Genomic DNA, 16173 nt, shown 5'->3' with positions numbered 1-16173 from the left:
GCCAAATGGTGGGGCTTTTCTTTTTGTCTTTATGCTTGTGTCGCTAATACCTCAGGCCGGGTACCGGCAATCACATGATCCAGTTTTTGGTATTTCTGGGGTGTTCTGATGTTCAGAAGTTCCCTCACTTCTTCAAGTGGTTTATCCATAAGGGCTTCCCAATTTACGCCCGGCAACCATGCAGCTTTGCGGCCGTTCATATAGGCCTGCCACATAGTGCTCCAGATATTTGCGTCCTGAAAATCGCTTTTAAATTTATGAGCGCCCATAACCGCGATTGCCGCAAAGCCTAAGCTTTTGGTCTGTGCATAAGAGAAAGCAACAACGCATACCTCACCAAGGCCGTCACGACCATAACCGCTTACCACATGCCAAAGATCATGACTTTCGCGCGTACGGTTTGCATAAAACTCAAGGTTTTTATCTTCAAAACCTTCATATTCCTCCGCGCTGGCCTCAATAAGGCCTTCAGGCGAAATGCCTTCGCGCTGGCAGAAATCATAGTATGTTTTACCAAGAGTGCCTTCTGGAAGCTTGGATAGATAATCGCGGTTGGTAAGTGTATCAAAAAGATTGATTCGTTCATCCAACACTTTTGTGCCGAAATCTGTTTTGCGGAAGCGTTTGAATTCATTGAACAGGGAATTGCCAGCCAGAGCTTTCATGATCTTGAAAACCTGCGTGGTATCCTCTGGTGTTTCCATCAACTGCTTAAGTGCGCGCCATGCATCGCCCCAGCGACGTGGTTGCGGAGTATATTTGATTTCTTCCGTATGGCTCGACATGCTTCTGCTTCCTCGCGTATGCTTAACCTTAAGGATAAAAATAACACTATCGACAAAAATGTCAATAGTGAAAAAGTTTAGAGATAGAATTTATGGCTACTGTGAAGAAACGTATTCGTCGAACGCCTGAAGAAGCAAAGGCTCTGATCCTGAATGCTGCCAAAGAAAGGCTGCAGGATGCAGGTCCTGAAGGATTGCAGGTAAAAGAAGTGGCGAGTGTTGCGGGAGTTGCCCATTCAACGGTTCTTCACCATTTTGGTAGTGCAGAGGGGGTAAGGGCAGCACTTATTGAGAGTATGGCCGCACGTCTTCTGGAAGATATCCTTGCCATTTATAAAACCCGTAAGGATCAGGTAACTGAAAATACGATTTTGATGAATGTATTTGAAACCTTGTCTGATGGTGGGCACGCGCGGCTTCTAGCCTGGATGATGTTGAAAGGGAACTTGCCAAAGGATGAAGACGGAAGAATGCGCAAGCTATTTGATCGTCTTGTCGAAGAGATTGCAGCTTTCGTTGTCTCTGAAAACGGCGATGATAGTGAAGAAGGCTGGAAAGTTGCTCGGCAGAGGGCGCGTTATACAGTGATGTTATCCGCCCTTACAGCAGTTGGTGATGGTATAGCGGGAGATTTTTTGAAAGAGCAGCTGGGGCTTTCTGAAGTAGAAGCCAAAACAGGCTTCCGGGATTGGTTTGCGAACTTGTTGATTATGCCTGTAACAGAGCAAATGAAAGGCGACTGTTAGGCCGCCTTAATAATGTTTAGATAACGTGCAATGCCATTAAGACACCGGTAATTGAGGCAAATAAAATTGTTAGCCATGTGAATAGCGTGCCATAAAATCGAAATGGGTTGCGACCTTCAAATTTTCCGAATGTTACACCGTGCATATAGCGTCCCACCACAAAGAAGGTTGAGAGTGCAATCATTAGCCAGTGATTCGCTCCATTTGATTCCAATAAGCCAAAAAGAATGAGGGCTATCGGGGCATATTCTATTAAGTTGGAATGCGCGCGGATCGCATGATGTAGTCGGTCATCGCCACCATCTCCGATGCTGACTTTAGTGCGTTGGCGTTCTTTCACGACACCCCAAGATAGGTAGATGAGTAGCAGGCCGATAAGGCTTGCTGAAATAAGTGTGATTGGCATTTTTTGCTCCCCTCTATTCAAGCGATAAATGTTATAGTATACGCTATTAGTTCCTCTCCCAGCGACACACTGCTCGCTAATGAAGTAGACGTCAAGCAGGTAGAGGCAAGATAAAAGGCAGGAAGTATGGCTCGTAAGTATCGCGACAGATTTAAGGATTGGAACCTTTACCATAAAGGCGTAGCTGCGTTTATCATGGCGCTCGTTGTGAGCGTTTTTTACCATGGCTATGTGGTATATGATGGCGCCTTTGAGTTTAAGCGGGAACGGGTAATTAATGCTCCTGTTTCAGAGGTTTGGCAGTTTGTCTCAGATAATGAAAATAGAGTGCGCTGGCAGGGTGAGCTGACACTGGTGAATGGACTTTCTATTGAGGAGGGGCGTTCTAGAATGCTTTATTGGCAGCGTATTTACCGACGCTGGCGTGCATGGGAAGAAACAACCGAACTGTTGCAAGAACGTGTTTTTAAAACCCGTCAGGAAGCGGATCATGAGATACGCTGGTGGAGTGTAGAGTTGGAGCCGTTAGGGCCATGCGAAACCAAGGTTATGATCAGAGATGTTATCAGGCCTAATGCGTATGAAGACCGTTTCTGGTTTTTCCGAGAAAGTGATGCTCAAGAAAAGCGTATGGATGTTTCTATTAATGCGCTGGAGCGCTGGACAGCAGGTAAAGATGCGCAACAAAAAAGCTGCCAATCATAGGGATGGCAGCTTTTTCAAACTTATGCGTTTTCTACGTTATAGTCGCTGAATTCCCATTCGTGTGCATTTTCCATTTCCGCAAGGAATAGGTTTTCTGCAGCAACTACGGCTTCTTCCTCAGACGCAGCTTCAACTTCAGCAACCCAGTAAAAAGTACCGCGCTTAAGTTTTGCCTGTAGAGTTACTTTTTGAAGTGCCATTTTAAATGCCTCATCAATTTAGAATATGACGCCCCTCTAGCATGAAGAAGGACGTCACGCAAATATCTGAGACAAAAAGCCTTACAGTGTCCGGCCAATCAGTTCTTTCATGATTTCAGATGTACCGCCGTAAATACGTTGTACACGGGAATCAGTGAAATGATGTGCGATTTCATATTCAGACATAAAGCCATATCCACCATGAAGCTGGAGACACTGATCTACCACGCGGCCTTGCATTTCTGTAGTCCAAAGTTTGGACATCGCGCCACCTTGCGCATCCAGCTCCCCTTTTATATGGCGGCTCAAGCACTGGTCCAGGAAGGCCCAGCCCACTTCCAGCTCAGTTTTCATTTCGGCCATTTTAAAGCGGGTGTTCTGGAATGCCATGATCGGCTTACCAAAAGCTTCACGTTGTTTTACATAGTCCAAGGTAATATCAAAAGCGCGCTGTGCCCCAGCCATTGCGATAACAGCAATAGATAGGCGTTCTTGTGGCAGTTGCTGCATAAGGTACATAAAGCCTGCGTTTTCCTGACCAATAAGGTTAGTAGCAGGTACACGTACTTCATCAAAAAACAACTCTGACGTATCAGATGAGTGCTGACCAATTTTATCCAGATTTCGTCCTCTACGAAACCCTTCGCGATCTGCTTCGACAACAATCAGGCTCACTCCGTGTGCACCAGCGTTCGAATCTGTTTTGCAGGCGACAATCACAAAATCACAGTTTTGTCCGTTGGAGATGAAAGTCTTAGAACCATTTACAACATAATGGTTGCCGTCCATCTTGGCGGTTGTTTTCATACCTTGAAGATCAGATCCGGTACCGGGTTCGGTCATGGCTATTGCACCGACCATTTCACCTGTGGCCATTTTAGGGAGAATACGTTCCTTTAGATCATCGGAACCATAATCAAGAAGGTAAGGTGCTACAATATCTGAATGTACTGCTAAAGCTGCACCGCCAGCCCGGCAATAGGCTTGTTCTTCATTGATTATACAGTTCAGGCGGTAGTCACCACCCACGCCACCATATTCCTCAGGTAATTGAGGGCAAAGAATGCCTGCTTCACCAGCTTTGTTCCAGAATGTGCGTGGCACTTGCCCGGCCTTTGACCATTCTTCTGCATGCGGAGTAGCTTCTGTTTCGTAGAATTTTCGAACCGCATCTCTGAAAATATGGTGTTCTTCGTCATACACAGCGCGCTTTGCTAACACTGGTTTTCTCCCTTTATTTCCTCTTGTGAAGAAAGATGGGGCGCTCAAGGGGAAGAGTCAAATAAATTAGACTATTTAGTCTAATTGGGGTGAGAGTATATCTAGAAACAAAAAAAGGACCTATAAGGTCCTTTAAATTAATCGTATAATTAACCGTCTATTTCTTTCGAATAGCGTTCCTGTAAGCACGAATTGCTTCATTCATTTTAGTTTGAAGGTCGCGGCGTTTTTCATGGATGCTTGCCAGATCTTCATCCCAACGTACCTTTTGATCTTTGGTAAGATATGGGACAACATTTGTTGCTCGCCTATCCATACACTGAAGGTAGGTATCAACTTTTGTAGAGTAAGCAATTACAGAATCTCGGGCTGCACGAATAGATGCTTGAGTTGCGGTGGCCCCATCAGGAATAGTTGGTCTGTCCATTGGTGGTTCACCGCAATCAGCTGAAAGTGCTGATGTGCTCATAGCTGTTGCAATAACAAATGTAGCAATCCAATTTTTCATTATACTATCCGTTATTCTTCTAAACCAGTTACCTAGGTAGCTAAAACTCATTCAGGGCAGATATCATATCTGCCCTGAATAGAAGATTAATCTGGCTATTTTGAGGCTGCCTTTTTTGGAGCTGCTTTTTTAGCAGGAGCCTTTTTAGCTGCAGGCTTTTTGGCAGGCGCTTTTTTCTTCGCAGGGGCTTTTTTCTCAGCCGCCTTTTTTGGGGCTGCTTTTTTAGCAGGCGCTTTTTTCTTTTCAGCTGGTTGCTCAGTTTCTGTTTTTGCTGCTTCAGCAGCTTCCATTGCTTTTTGCTGCTCAGCTATCGCCTGTTTCTGGGCTTCTTCAGCACGTGCACGTGCTTCATCGTCTGCCTTAGCTTGTTCAGGGAACATTTGGCGGTAAACAACATTTACACGACCTGCTACATCTGTCAGTGCATTAGCAACTGCTGGCAGATTAAAGGAAACACCGCGGTATGTGAAAATACGGGTGTCTGGGTTATAGCCGCGATAGATTGTTTCTTCTGTGCTGGTGCCATCACCAAGTACTTTTGGGTCACCTACTAGGTCGAAGGCGATCTGCTTACCTTTTGTATTGGCAATCCATTCTTCCGTTTTCTCGTCTGAGCGCTCCCATACTTCCGAGAGGCGACGGTCATTGAGAGGGTGCTTATCGTCAAGCTGAAGAACCTTACGTAGTGCTTCACCGCGGTGACGTGCGCGAGCACGTGTTGGCCATAAAAGAGAAGCAATCTGGCTTGTTGGCATCAAAATCATTTGGGCGGAATAAAGAATGCCTTGACCCTGACCCGCTTGAACAGACTGGTTGAACAGGTTGAAAGACGCCTGTGCATGAAGACACTGATTACGGAGTTCATGAATGTAGATGGCGAGTGTGGTGTTATCCATTGTACAAATTCGCTTTTCTTTTACTCTTATCTTATTTCGAGTGTCTCTCCTCCCCCAGGAAGCAGCTACACATTCGCTCAACAGCCAGACCTAGCACAAGAAAAACGCCCATGCTAGGCCCATTCTGCTCAAAAAGTTGCCAAAAGGTATAGCTTGAGGGTAAAATAGCTGTGGGTGAAAATTTACGGGTGCCAATATGGCAGATGCAGCTTTTGCTAGCCAGTCGCGTGTAGCGACTGAGCCTACAAGGTTTGAACGTACTCCTGTGCGAGGTACGAACCCTTCTCTGCGCCCTCAAACAGTTGCTCATACCTTTGCGAGCCGCTTCCCAGAGACCAGTGAAACAGGGCAGGATAATACCGCACCGCAAGCAATACCGGCTCAGTTTGAGCCTGCTGGTAGTGGTTTACTGGCGACGGGCACTGGGCTTTTACTGGCTGAAACCCGAACAGCTGAAGCCGCGGCTCCTTTTGTTGCCCCTACCAGAATAGGGAATGCTCTTAATAGCTACAGGGAAACGCAGGCACAGATTAGAGAAAGCCTTCAGGGTAGGTCCGGTGGTAATTCCAGTTTTGTACAGATATCAACGCCAACATTACCTGGTGTTGATACCCAAGCTGTTGAGGAAGCTTCTTAAGAAGCAGCGTCGGCCTGCATTAAGCTAAGCCAACGTTCAACAGTCTCTCTATTTTGTGCCTTAGATGTGTCACCAACAGGGCGATAAGCATAGATGACCAGCTGACTTGAATAAGGTGTAACTTCAATAATTTTCACAGATACTACTGTTGGGAATGGTTTTCCCGGTAGTTTCTCTGTGAATTCGAACTGGTTGGCGGCAAAGTTAAAGCTCAGAGTGTTGATGTTGCTATAATTGTCGGTGAAATCAGCAACCAATTGTCTCAGCTTTGCTGCAGATAACTGGAAGGTTTCTGGAATTTCATCAATTTCTGCATTTGGACAGATATCTGGTGAACACAGAAGAAAGCCATCATCGCTGGTTGTATGTGACAGTGTACTGAAGTTTGTTGGTTCTAAAGAGCCTTCTTCGTTTCCAAGGAGACCATCGCCGCCTTTAATCTGGACATACATATAAAGGCCACCAAGGGCCAGAATAACGAAAAGACTAACACCAATAAGTGCAGAACGGATTTTATCCAGCATATATACTCACCAAAAAAAAGGCGGCTCAGTGAGCCGCCGGGTTTTTTAGCCGAGAATTGATCCCAGCTGCATCGCAATGCTCATATCGCCTTCTACACGCAATTTGCCTGTCATGAAAGCCATCTGTGCGTTTAGGTTACCTTCTGCAATTTGGATGAAGTTTTCCATTGAAACTTTCACTGTACAGTCGGCATCTGTGTCGTCGTTATCAATTACGGTTGGTGAAGAAACGCCATCAATACGTACGATGCCATCATCACCAAAATCAAATTTGATTACTTTTTGGATTGGCGAATGAGCGCCGACACGGCTGCGCATTTCTTCTGTGATTTTTTCAAGTGACATTGTTATCTCCCTAGATGATATACCAAGATAATGGACTGTCTGGTCTAGAAATCAATCCATTAATTATCCTTTTTTTTCTTTAGTTTGTTCAGAAGGCCACCAACACCTTTTTCTAATTTGCCACGTGCATCGTCCGCAAGATTTTGAAGTTTCTTGGATGCCCCTGCGGCAACAAGGGCTTTTGCGATTTGAGGTTGGAGAGTATCCATAACATGGCGAGCAATTTCTGCTGGTGCCAAACCTTTTTCATCAGTACCTAAATCTGTAATGGTAAAGTCCGCTAAGTTGATATCTTCATCTATTGATAACAGACCATCAGACTGGGCAAGAACTTTTGGAGAGGTCACTTTCATGCTGCGAATAGTAAGTGTGATTTCCTCAGAGGAAGCAGTTTCGGTTGTAGTAGGGCCTGTTTCTGGAATGTTCAAACCTTCTTGAAGGGCTTTGATATTCATCTTTCCGTCAAGCATACGAATATCAAAGAGAGGCTCGTTGATAACAATTTCGTCAATGATGATATGGTTTGTAAGCAGTGTTTCAGGCTCGAGCTTCATCTCGAAATTGCCGACCTTTGCAATTGGACCGTCTCCAAAACCTTTGGGTTGACCAAGTGCAAGAGCAGAGGCTTGTACTTCTCCAGATAAGGGAGAAATCTGGATTTCATCTACATTTACTGAAACATTCAGTACCTCGGGGCCACCGACTTCAAAGCCAGTTTTTACGATAGTGCCTAATTGTGTGTATGCATATGCGCCACCTGCGAGAATGAGCAGAAGTACGATTAGGATGAATTTTTTCACGAAGTGTCCCCTTATTAAAATCGCTCCAGATACTGGATAAACTATAAGGCATTATGATGACACTGTTTCAGTGACATGTTAAGGGGAGGAATAAAGAAACGGAATTATAGCTTAACCACACTGCTTCTTTGTGGCAGTTTATAAGAAGTGGGTAACTGTCAGGCGGGAAGCTCTATGGCGCCAATAACGCAAATCTTATTGTTCATTTCTTATTTTATTCTCGGCGTAGCAGCGACGGTTATTCTGCCACGTGCTTTGGGTATTTCAATGTCGCATGCCGGATATATTGGCATGTTTATATTTTTCGGAGCTTGGCAGATACAAAATTGGCTCGTAGTTAGCCGCTCAGAGAAAAATGCTAAACATCGGTTGGATAGTCTTGAAGACACAGTCAAAATTCTGCGTAGGGATTTGGAACGCGCGCGGCGAGAGATGGTGAGCCGAAGCCGAATGGGTGAAGAACAGAATGAATTGGTGGTTTCTGAACTTAAAGTCCTACAGACGCTTCTTTCTCAGGTGACGGCGCAGGAACGTGGATTTAAGCCAGTTGAGGTTGCTGAAGATACAGTCGAGCCTACTGAAGAGGAGGTGCTTGAACTTAGCGTAGATCATTTACCTCCCGTAAAAGAAGATGATGACGAAGAGATCGTTGAAGAGGTGGAAGAAGAAACTCCAGAGGTGATCACTGAAGAAGAGATCGAAGAGTTAGAGCTTACACCTGAAGAGGCAGCGCTTGCTGTTATCGATGATGGGACACTTGATCAAAAATCTGATGATGAAGAAAGAAAGTCAGTTGCTGAGCCTCGTGCTACTGTTGGTCCACGAAGGGCGCCTATCCGTCTTATCAAGCGTGAAGATCAACTTCTAAAAGTGGTGAAAGAATCACTATCTGAAAACCGTATTGATTTATATTTACAGCCGCTTGTAAGCCTGCCAAGCCGAAAGAAAGTACACTATGAATGTTTCTCTCGCGTGAGAGATGAAGATGGTCGGATTGTACTGCCGCGCCAATATATGAAAGTTGCGGAAAGCAAAGGATTAATAGGTACTATCGATAACCTTTTATTGTTCCGCCTTATTCAGCTTGTTCGCAGAATGGGTAAGCGAAAACCCGAACTTCGCTTTTTCTGTAATATGTCACGTCATTCTATGGAAGATGATGAGTTTTTCCCGCAGTTCATTGATTTTATGACCAGCAATGAAGAGTTTTCCGGGCGCTTAGTATTTGAGATAGCACAGCAAGATTTTAAAATGTTGAATGATGATGTGCTTGGACGTTTGAAAATACTGGGTCAAAGAGGCTTTGGCTTCTCATTAGATATGGTGACTGAGTTTGATGATAGTTTCACTGAGCTTGAGAAGTATAATTTCCAATTTATCAAAGCAGATTTGAGTGCACTTATAGAATCTCACCCTGAGCGTGGTGACGTAGACGCCTTCAAATCATCGTTGCGCCGTCGCGGTATGCAGCTTGTAGCCAGCCGAGTTGAAACCGAAGATATGGTATTGCAGGCGCTAGAAACACAGGTTGAGTTTGCACAAGGATATTTATTTGGCGAACCAGCTTCGGCACATGAATTAAGCCGGGAATTGTAGAGAGTTTTATGCCTAATAGTGGTGGTCGTCCCATTGATTTAATTTCAGGAATCCGAGAGTTTTCTGATCAACTTGATCTCATTATTTGTGATCTTTGGGGGGTAATGCATGATGGAATTAGTCTGCACCCATCTGCAGAAATAGCCATACAGAAGGCTCGAGCTGCTGGAATTAAAACGGTTTTTCTGTCAAATGCGCCAAGACCGAGGTTCCATGTAAGAGATCATCTTATTTCTATGGGGCTATCTGAAGATTTAACAGATTTTGTTGTAACGTCTGGTGGATTGGCTCGTGATGAAGTGCGGGCAAATTTTAGAGGAAAAAAACTCTATCACCTTGGGCCAGCAGGAGACAGGAATACGGTAGAAGGATTGCCTGTTGTTGAGGTGAACCACCCTGATGAAGCAGATGTTATTCTTGCAACAGACCTTGATTATAGGGATGTGGAAAAGCACAGGAATTGGCTGAAGATTGCTGCAGAAAAACAAACACCGCTTTTATGTGCGAACCCTGACCGTATCGTACATGTGGGAGATAAACTCTATCAGTGTGCAGGCGCAGTTGCAGATCTATACGAAGAAATAGGCGGGGAGGTACGTTGGTTTGGTAAACCTACGGCTTATGCGCTTCAATCATGTCTGAAAGAATGTGGTTTGCCTGCGGATACACCCAAAAACCGTATACTGATGGTTGGTGATAGCTTGCAAACTGATATGGCTGGTGCTCTGGCTGCTGGGTATAAGGGATTATTTATTGCTGGCGGTATTCACCGTATGGAATTCCCTGAACTTGAGCGCCAAGCCGAGGATGGTAGGGTGTCTGTTGCACAGTTTAGAAAAATTTTCGGCGCAGGAAAGGCTGTTCCCCACGCCGTAATGCAACAGTTATCTTGGTAAATCTTAGCCAAAGAGCGCGTCAATATCATCCTGGCTAACTTCTTCACCAGAGGGAAGATCAATGTCCTCTTCCTTCTTTTCTTCTTTTTTGGCAGCAGCCTTTTTGGCTTCTTCCTCTTCGGCCTTTTTCTTAGCTTCTTCTTTTTCCGCTTCCTTGGCAGCTAATTCAGCTACAGGATCGAAGTCTTCCTCAAACATTGAATCCAACTGACGTGGATTAACAGGTTTGGGTGGCTCCGGTGCAGGAGGTGGTGGAGGAGCCTGTGGCTTAGGAGGCGGCGGCGGTGCTGCTTCTGCAACAGGCTCCGGAGTAGGTTCCGGGGCTGGTGCTTCTGCTGCAGGTGCCGCATCGTCATCTCCAAGAAGTTGATCAACCAGATTTTGATCGATCCCTTCACCTTCAAGCGCAGGGCCTGAAAGCAGAGCGCGTTCATCAAGTTCTTTTTGGTGTTCTTCATTGGCTACGTCGATATCATCTTCGGTTACCCCAAGAAGGTTCCGAAGTTCGAGAACTCGTTTCTCGATATAGGAGAGGGTCTCAACTACTTTAGAGATTCGTTGTCCGGTAATATCCTGGAAAGAACAAGCCTCAAAAATTCGCATAACAGCATCTTGGGTAACAGCTTGATAAGCTTCAGAATCACTGGTGTCAGCACCCATGATTTCTTCGGCAGCTTCCATGATGGTGTTTGTAGCGTCTTCGGTGGACTGAACAATAGCGTCCAATTCCAGACCTGCTCTCGGAATACGGGCGCTTTCCAAATCAGAAGGCTGCAAGGAAGCGATTTCCTTACGGGCGTTGCTGATATAGTCGCTGAGCGCCCGGCATTCCCGATAAACAGACGTATCAATGTTTGCGAAAAATACCTGCATTGTGCCCATCAATACTTCCGTGACAGATGCAACATCTGTCAGTGATAGGTTTGCGGTATTTTGCTTCCTTAAACTATCGACCAGTAATCTGATCTGATCCGGAAGCTCTTCGGCACTCATTTAGAAATCTCCGAGAACGGCATTCATTTTTGATTTTAGTGTCGCAGCGTTAAACGGCTTAACAATATAGTTGTTCACGCCAGCTTTTTTCGCAGCGATCACGTTGTCTGTTTTAGATTCTGCGGTCACCATGATGAATGGTGTATCTTTAAGCTGAGTATCAGCACGAACTTCTTTCAGGAATTCGTAACCAGTCATTGGTTCCATGTTCCAGTCAGAAATAATAAGGCCATATTTACCAGCGCGGGCTTTCTCCAGCGCCATAGAGCCATCTGTGGCTTCATCCACATTATTGAAACCAAGTTGTTTTAGTAGATTACGTACAATGCGGAGCATTGTTTTGTAGTCGTCGACGATCAGGATCGGCATACCCATATCAACGGCCATGATATTTCCTCAACATAATGATTTGCACTAAGAGCATCTCCAAAGAGATCCTCTGAACTATTCCCATATCGGGAAATTAGCCCCGACATTCTGAAGAATTGGTTAACCTAAAGATAATGATCTTTCAATTGCTTCTCATCACTAACCCTAATATTTCGCAAAGAAATTTGCAAATACTGTATATGTGCTGAAGGTATTTAGGTTTTTAACGGTGCCGTTGATTGGTGTTTTTTTTGTAGGTGAACTTATGGAACAGATTTTTTTTGAAGATATTTCTGAGGGAATGCGCGAGAGCATGACCTATTTGGTAACGGAAGAAATGGTGAATATGTTCGCGGCGGTATCTGGAGATCACAATCCCGTGCATGTGGATGCAGATTATGCCGCAGGGACCCAATTTAAGGAACGTATTGCTCATGGGGCGCTTAGCAGCAGTTTTATTTCTGCAGTGTTGGGAACCAAACTACCTGGCCCGGGAGCTATTTACATGAGCCAGTCAGTAAAGTTTTTAGCGCCTGTCAAGTTTGGTGACACAGTTAAAGCGGAAGTAAGTGTACTTGAGTGTGTTGAAGGCAAGAACCGGGTTAAATTCGAGACTGCTTGTTTTGTAAAAGACAAAAAGGTGGTGACAGGCGAAGCCTTGGTGTATGTGCCTAATCGCAAAAATATATAGGCAATATTTATATTTCACCTATATAAACCAAAAGCAAACAAGCAGGGATAAGAGATGCGCTTATTGAGGCATGTCAGTGAACTGGGAGCTGAAACACAAGGTAGTGTGGTGGCTCTTGGTAATTTTGATGGTTTTCATCGTGGCCACCAAGTGGTGATTGGTGAAGCTGGCCGACTAGCGCGTTTGCTTGGTTTAAAGCTCACTGTTGTGGTTACGGAACCGCACCCGGTTAGCTTTTTTGCACCCAATGCGCCACCATTTCGGCTGACACCTTTCCGTGAACGTTCACAGCTTCTAGAACGTTTTGGCGTGGATCAGCTTCTTGTGCTGCCGTTCGATAAAGAGCTTGCCGGCATGTCAGCCCAAGATTTTGTGTTGGATATTCTTGTTGATGGTCTTGGCGCTCAGCATGTTTTTGTTGGCTATGATTACCGGTTCGGTAGCAAGCGTGGCGGCGGTACTGACGTTCTAGCTTATATGGGCGATATGGAAGGTTTTGGTCTTTCTGTGATCAAGGCTGTAACTGTTGGCCTTGAAGGGTATGCAGGTGAGGTTTACAGCTCTACCGTAGTGAGGAAGGCCCTGCAAAATGGTGAGGCTAGAAAAGCTGCTGCACTGCTTGGACATTGGTGGACAATTAATGGCCGTGTGACCCAAGGGGATCAGCGTGGTCGCACGATTAACTTTCCAACTGCAAATGTTGAGTTGGGGGAAAGCCTTCAGCCTAAACTCGGTGTTTATGCCGTAAGAGCGAGACTTGATGATGAAAGCCGCTTTATTATGGGGGTGGCTAATATCGGGAAGCGCCCTACCTTTGATAAGCACGATGTGTTGATGGAAGTACATCTATTTGATTTCAATGAAGAAATCTATGATCGCCATCTCCGGGTTGAACTTGTTGCTTTTCTTAGGCCTGAGATGAAATTTAGTGGTCTTGAAGAACTACAGAACCAGATTGCAAAAGATTGTCGAGTTGCCAAAATAGTACTTGCGGAGCCCGAGAATGACCGCGCACGTCTTGGTGGTCCAACCCTTGATGCTTATCTGGATTTGTTTCCTGAACCACATGTCAGAGCGCGAGACTGATTAAACCTACCCAGTTAAGGGCATCTTAAGTTGTTCATATTAATGATTTTAATAAGATGCTCGGTTTAGACACAAAAAAAATAAAGACAGGAATAGCAGCCCTCTCATTATGTGTGGGGTTTTTGGCTATACCTTCAGCCTATGCTGAAGAAATTGAGCTTGTCACCAATATGGATTTCCCGCCGTTTATCACAGATGAGATTGCCTCTGGCGGTTTGTTCACAGAATTGGTTCGGGCAAGCTTTGCCGAGGTGGGCGTTACCTTAAAGCTAAGATTGATGCCTTGGAAGCGAGCGCATCGAGCTTTAGAGATAGGGGAAATTACCGGCACCTTCAGTTGGGCACATACTAAAGAACGAGAAGAAAAATTCCTTCTGTCTCGGCCAATGTTTCGATCTGAAGCTGTTTTCGTCAGTAGGGTGGAAAACTTCAAGTATCCCGATACGTTTCACGAGAAACATAGCGAGGGTAAGTCACTTGTTCTGTGTTCCCCACTGGGTTGGACACTTCCGGCTTTTGCCGAAGAAATGAAAAGCAAAGGGGTGCTGGAGGTGGCTCTGCCTCCAAGTATCGAATCTTGTTTTCGTATGATATTTACCGGACGGGTAGATATAGTTTTTGTGCAGCGTTTAGCGCTTGGTAGCAATATTCGTATTCTTCTAGCGGAAGGTATCAGGCCGGGCCCGTTGTTCTTTTATAGCGCTCCTGACGATATTTATTTTGGTAATACACATATATTATTTGCGCGAACCCATGCGGGTGAAAAGGCTAAAGCGCTATATGATAAAGGTTTTGAGGCATTGGTAAAAAATGGCCGATACCTTGATATCATCTCACCGTATTTGGTGGGTCTACCTATAGAAATGCAGAAAGATATTAAAGCTGGTTTAAGTGATATAGGTGTTTTGCATGATGGGCAGGAGGAGTAATTGGTGCTGAAGCAAGGCAAAGTACGAGGTTTCCTGATCGCCATGCTTATACTCTGGCCTCTGCTGCCTGCGGTTTCGGCTGAAGAACAGCGGGTTGAGCTTGCAACAGATGTCGATTTCGCACCGTATATTTCGAAGGCTCATCTTAATGATGGGTTGCTTACTGATATTGTAAGGCAAAGTTTGAAACTGGAAGGTGTTGATCTTGATCTCCTTATCAGGCCATGGCCTCGCAGTTACCGGGATTTAGAGCTTAAAAGAATAATTGGGACATTCGCTTGGGTGTACTCAAAAGAAAGAGAGGAAAAATTCTACCTTTCTGATGTAATTTATATTTTCAAACATGTGTTTATATCTCACGATTCAGATTTTCGTTTTCCTTCAAGCCTTCATGATAGTTCAGCTGAGCGCACCTGGTGTTATCCTCTTGGCTGGACCATTCCTGACTTTATTCGACCACATATTGAACATTATGATCTGCGTGTTGTGAATCCTACTTCGCTTGAAAACTGTTACCAGCTTGTAAAAACAGGACGGGCTGATTTTACACTATTGCCAACACTTACAGCGGGCCATTTGATGAAAAATGATTCCAACGGAGTGTTCCTTGAAAGTTACCCAAGTGATGTAGATCATAATTATGCGCATGTTCTGTTTGCTAAAACTCAAGACGGTGAAATTATGCGTAATCTATTTAATCGCGGTTTAAGTAAATTAATTAAAAGCGGTGGATACCGTGAGACCATTACTGCTCACCTTGAGGGAGCGCCAGATGAAATTAAAGATATTGTGCTGGCGAACATTGATGAATTTGAGAATAAAAATATAGTTGAATGATTGTATTCCTGTTCAAATATTATAAACACATTTGATCATTAACTAAGACGTGTTGATATTTTAACTTGGAGGCTCCCTTGGAACTGTTACTTGATTATCATCTGTGGGTTAGCTTCCTGACCTTGGCATCTCTTGAGATTATTCTCGGGATTGATAACGTGGTTTTTGTAGCCTTGCTTGTTGGTCATCTGCCTGATGGTCAGCGAGAAAAAGCTCGTGTTATTGGTCTAACCCTTGCGCTTGTTATGCGCATTGGTCTGCTAATGGGGGTGGCGTGGATCATAGGTCTTAAAGAACCACTTCTAGATCTGTTTGGGCATTCTTTCTCAGGGAAAGATATATTGATGCTCGTTGGGGGTGGTTTCCTGATCTACAAAGCTACAGATAGTGTCCATGATGAAATTACGGGCGATAAAATCGAAGACTGTAAAACATACACTGGTGGTATGTTGGCGGTTATCTCGCAGGTTGTTTTCATCGATATTATTTTCTCTTTTGATTCTGTGATGACGGCTGTGGGGCTGACCGATAGTATTCCAGTTATTGTTGCAGCGATGACTGTTGCAATGATTGTAATGATCTTTTCATCAGGATTCATTGCCAGCTTTATTGAGCGGTTCCCAACACTTAAAATCCTTGCACTATCCTTCATTCTTTTGATTGGTGTATTCCTTGTAGCCGAAGGTCTCGGAGTGCATGTGCCGAAAGGTTATATTTATTTTGCTATGGCATTCTCATTAGGTGTGGAAGTACTCAACTTAATGTCGCGAAAACGCAAACTTAAAAAACGTGAGCAACAAAAAGCTCAATCTGAGTAATAATCAAATTTTCCGTAGCGGAATACTGAATAAGTTAAAAATGTCGGCTCTTTGTGAAGCCGGCATTTTTTTGTGCACGGTGAAAAATAAATAGCATGAATCAGTACTTAAAATTGCATGTTGTGATTGTTACTTTATTAAGAGTAAGCAGATTATACTTTTTATCTTAATTGAGTATTCGTGGG

General features: G+C 44.5%; 21 protein-coding genes. 10 read left to right on the top strand and 11 right to left on the bottom strand.

The window, feature by feature from the left end; genetic code table 11:
- Nucleotides 1-29: 29 nt before the first annotated feature.
- Nucleotides 30-785: a ubiquinone biosynthesis protein COQ4 gene (locus tag KFE96_RS16730; protein WP_255833676.1), complete on the bottom strand. Its 756-nt coding sequence runs from the start codon at nt 783-785 to the stop codon at nt 30-32.
- A 92-nt stretch (nt 786-877) separates the two neighbouring features.
- Between KFE96_RS16730 and KFE96_RS16725 the strand changes: the two genes are divergently transcribed.
- Nucleotides 878-1531, top strand: coding sequence for a TetR/AcrR family transcriptional regulator (locus KFE96_RS16725; RefSeq protein WP_255833675.1), 654 nt, complete (start codon nt 878-880; stop codon nt 1529-1531).
- Nucleotides 1532-1547: 16 nt separating this feature from the next.
- Here KFE96_RS16725 and KFE96_RS16720 read toward each other — a convergent pair whose 3' ends face one another.
- Nucleotides 1548-1937 (bottom strand): MAPEG family protein, encoded by a 390-nt coding sequence (locus KFE96_RS16720; protein ID WP_255833674.1) that lies wholly within the window; start codon nt 1935-1937, stop codon nt 1548-1550.
- A 126-nt stretch (nt 1938-2063) separates the two neighbouring features.
- Here KFE96_RS16720 and KFE96_RS16715 point away from each other — a divergent pair, with 126 nt between their 5' ends.
- On the top strand, nt 2064-2642 hold the full coding sequence (locus tag KFE96_RS16715; protein WP_255833673.1) for an SRPBCC family protein: 579 nt from the start codon (nt 2064-2066) through the stop codon (nt 2640-2642).
- A gap of 20 nt (nt 2643-2662) precedes the next feature.
- Here KFE96_RS16715 and KFE96_RS16710 read toward each other — a convergent pair whose 3' ends face one another.
- The 4 genes from KFE96_RS16710 to KFE96_RS16695 all read right to left on the bottom strand — a co-directional run bounded on the left by KFE96_RS16710 (nt 2663) and on the right by KFE96_RS16695 (nt 5467).
- Nucleotides 2663-2842, bottom strand: coding sequence for a hypothetical protein (locus KFE96_RS16710; protein ID WP_247017211.1), 180 nt, complete (start codon nt 2840-2842; stop codon nt 2663-2665).
- 81 nt (nt 2843-2923) lie between these two features.
- A complete protein-coding gene (locus tag KFE96_RS16705) occupies nt 2924-4063 on the bottom strand; it encodes an acyl-CoA dehydrogenase family protein (RefSeq protein ID WP_255833672.1) in 1140 nt (379 codons plus the stop codon).
- A 157-nt stretch (nt 4064-4220) separates the two neighbouring features.
- Nucleotides 4221-4571 (bottom strand): hypothetical protein, encoded by a 351-nt coding sequence (locus KFE96_RS16700; protein ID WP_247017207.1) that lies wholly within the window; start codon nt 4569-4571, stop codon nt 4221-4223.
- A gap of 95 nt (nt 4572-4666) precedes the next feature.
- Entirely contained in the window at nt 4667-5467 is an 801-nt protein-coding gene (locus KFE96_RS16695) for a hypothetical protein (protein ID WP_255833671.1), read from the bottom strand.
- 196 nt (nt 5468-5663) lie between these two features.
- Between KFE96_RS16695 and KFE96_RS16690 the strand changes: the two genes are divergently transcribed.
- On the top strand, nt 5664-6104 hold the full coding sequence (locus KFE96_RS16690; RefSeq protein WP_255833670.1) for a hypothetical protein: 441 nt from the start codon (nt 5664-5666) through the stop codon (nt 6102-6104).
- Here KFE96_RS16690 and KFE96_RS16685 read toward each other — a convergent pair.
- The 3 genes from KFE96_RS16685 to KFE96_RS16675 are packed head-to-tail and all read right to left on the bottom strand — an operon-like array spanning nt 6101 to nt 7773.
- Complete coding sequence (locus KFE96_RS16685) at nt 6101-6628, bottom strand: hypothetical protein (RefSeq protein ID WP_247017201.1); 528 nt, start codon at nt 6626-6628, stop codon at nt 6101-6103. The two genes, KFE96_RS16690 and KFE96_RS16685, sit on opposite strands and share 4 nt — an antisense overlap.
- A gap of 45 nt (nt 6629-6673) precedes the next feature.
- On the bottom strand, nt 6674-6973 hold the full coding sequence (locus KFE96_RS16680; protein ID WP_247017199.1) for an SCP2 sterol-binding domain-containing protein: 300 nt from the start codon (nt 6971-6973) through the stop codon (nt 6674-6676).
- Between the two features lie 59 nt (nt 6974-7032).
- Complete coding sequence (locus KFE96_RS16675) at nt 7033-7773, bottom strand: hypothetical protein (protein ID WP_255833669.1); 741 nt, start codon at nt 7771-7773, stop codon at nt 7033-7035.
- A 174-nt stretch (nt 7774-7947) separates the two neighbouring features.
- Between KFE96_RS16675 and KFE96_RS16670 the strand changes: the two genes are divergently transcribed.
- Both KFE96_RS16670 and KFE96_RS16665 read left to right on the top strand, forming a co-directional pair.
- Nucleotides 7948-9369, top strand: a complete 1422-nt coding sequence (locus KFE96_RS16670; protein WP_255833668.1) for an EAL domain-containing protein — start codon at nt 7948-7950, stop codon at nt 9367-9369.
- Between the two features lie 8 nt (nt 9370-9377).
- Entirely contained in the window at nt 9378-10265 is an 888-nt protein-coding gene (locus KFE96_RS16665) for a TIGR01459 family HAD-type hydrolase (RefSeq protein ID WP_255833666.1), read from the top strand.
- A gap of 3 nt (nt 10266-10268) precedes the next feature.
- Here KFE96_RS16665 and KFE96_RS16660 read toward each other — a convergent pair whose 3' ends face one another.
- Together KFE96_RS16660 and KFE96_RS16655 are read right to left on the bottom strand one after the other, a co-directional pair.
- The gene (locus KFE96_RS16660; RefSeq protein ID WP_255833665.1) at nt 10269-11258 is read right to left on the bottom strand and encodes a protein phosphatase CheZ; all 990 of its coding nucleotides are present in this window, start codon (nt 11256-11258) and stop codon (nt 10269-10271) included.
- Nucleotides 11259-11645, bottom strand: a complete 387-nt coding sequence (locus KFE96_RS16655) for a response regulator (RefSeq protein WP_247017189.1) — start codon at nt 11643-11645, stop codon at nt 11259-11261. It lies immediately after the preceding gene.
- Nucleotides 11646-11892: 247 nt separating this feature from the next.
- On the opposite strand from KFE96_RS16655, the gene KFE96_RS16650 reads away from it, so the two are divergent.
- From KFE96_RS16650 to KFE96_RS16630, 5 genes are all read left to right on the top strand, one after another.
- On the top strand, nt 11893-12318 hold the full coding sequence (locus tag KFE96_RS16650) for a MaoC family dehydratase (RefSeq protein ID WP_255833664.1): 426 nt from the start codon (nt 11893-11895) through the stop codon (nt 12316-12318).
- A gap of 54 nt (nt 12319-12372) precedes the next feature.
- Nucleotides 12373-13404: a bifunctional riboflavin kinase/FAD synthetase gene (locus KFE96_RS16645; RefSeq protein WP_255833663.1), complete on the top strand. Its 1032-nt coding sequence runs from the start codon at nt 12373-12375 to the stop codon at nt 13402-13404.
- Between the two features lie 56 nt (nt 13405-13460).
- Nucleotides 13461-14333, top strand: a complete 873-nt coding sequence (locus KFE96_RS16640) for an ABC transporter substrate-binding protein (protein WP_255833662.1) — start codon at nt 13461-13463, stop codon at nt 14331-14333.
- Nucleotides 14334-14336: 3 nt separating this feature from the next.
- A complete protein-coding gene (locus KFE96_RS16635; protein WP_255833661.1) occupies nt 14337-15170 on the top strand; it encodes an ABC transporter substrate-binding protein in 834 nt (277 codons plus the stop codon).
- A 77-nt stretch (nt 15171-15247) separates the two neighbouring features.
- The gene (locus KFE96_RS16630; RefSeq protein ID WP_255833660.1) at nt 15248-15988 is read left to right on the top strand and encodes a TerC family protein; all 741 of its coding nucleotides are present in this window, start codon (nt 15248-15250) and stop codon (nt 15986-15988) included.
- Nucleotides 15989-16173: the final 185 nt, after the last annotated feature.

This window comes from Kordiimonas sp. SCSIO 12603 (genome assembly GCF_024398035.1).
Lineage (GTDB): Bacteria > Pseudomonadota > Alphaproteobacteria > Sphingomonadales > Kordiimonadaceae > Kordiimonas.
Note: the sequence above shows the minus strand (reverse complement) of the source record. Positions and strands in the feature narration are given on the sequence as shown.

Bases quoted from the DNA above. Each gene is read 5' to 3' on its own strand.
- KFE96_RS16710 (WP_247017211.1), bottom strand. From the start codon at position 2,842: ATGGCACTTCAAAAAGTAACTCTACAGGCAAAACTTAAGCGCGGTACT.
- KFE96_RS16725 (WP_255833675.1), top strand. From the start codon at position 878: ATGGCTACTGTGAAGAAACGTATTCGTCGAACGCCTGAAGAAGCAAAG.
- KFE96_RS16640 (WP_255833662.1), top strand. From the start codon at position 13,461: ATGCTCGGTTTAGACACAAAAAAAATAAAGACAGGAATAGCAGCCCTC.
- KFE96_RS16685 (WP_247017201.1), bottom strand. From the start codon at position 6,628: ATGCTGGATAAAATCCGTTCTGCACTTATTGGTGTTAGTCTTTTCGTT.
- KFE96_RS16660 (WP_255833665.1), bottom strand. From the start codon at position 11,258: ATGAGTGCCGAAGAGCTTCCGGATCAGATCAGATTACTGGTCGATAGT.
- KFE96_RS16695 (WP_255833671.1), bottom strand. From the start codon at position 5,467: ATGGATAACACCACACTCGCCATCTACATTCATGAACTCCGTAATCAG.
- KFE96_RS16645 (WP_255833663.1), top strand. From the start codon at position 12,373: ATGCGCTTATTGAGGCATGTCAGTGAACTGGGAGCTGAAACACAAGGT.
- KFE96_RS16670 (WP_255833668.1), top strand. From the start codon at position 7,948: ATGGCGCCAATAACGCAAATCTTATTGTTCATTTCTTATTTTATTCTC.
- KFE96_RS16700 (WP_247017207.1), bottom strand. From the start codon at position 4,571: ATGAAAAATTGGATTGCTACATTTGTTATTGCAACAGCTATGAGCACA.
- KFE96_RS16650 (WP_255833664.1), top strand. From the start codon at position 11,893: ATGGAACAGATTTTTTTTGAAGATATTTCTGAGGGAATGCGCGAGAGC.
- KFE96_RS16680 (WP_247017199.1), bottom strand. From the start codon at position 6,973: ATGTCACTTGAAAAAATCACAGAAGAAATGCGCAGCCGTGTCGGCGCT.
- KFE96_RS16665 (WP_255833666.1), top strand. From the start codon at position 9,378: ATGCCTAATAGTGGTGGTCGTCCCATTGATTTAATTTCAGGAATCCGA.
- KFE96_RS16690 (WP_255833670.1), top strand. From the start codon at position 5,664: ATGGCAGATGCAGCTTTTGCTAGCCAGTCGCGTGTAGCGACTGAGCCT.
- KFE96_RS16720 (WP_255833674.1), bottom strand. From the start codon at position 1,937: ATGCCAATCACACTTATTTCAGCAAGCCTTATCGGCCTGCTACTCATC.
- KFE96_RS16715 (WP_255833673.1), top strand. From the start codon at position 2,064: ATGGCTCGTAAGTATCGCGACAGATTTAAGGATTGGAACCTTTACCAT.
- KFE96_RS16730 (WP_255833676.1), bottom strand. From the start codon at position 785: ATGTCGAGCCATACGGAAGAAATCAAATATACTCCGCAACCACGTCGC.
- KFE96_RS16655 (WP_247017189.1), bottom strand. From the start codon at position 11,645: ATGGCCGTTGATATGGGTATGCCGATCCTGATCGTCGACGACTACAAA.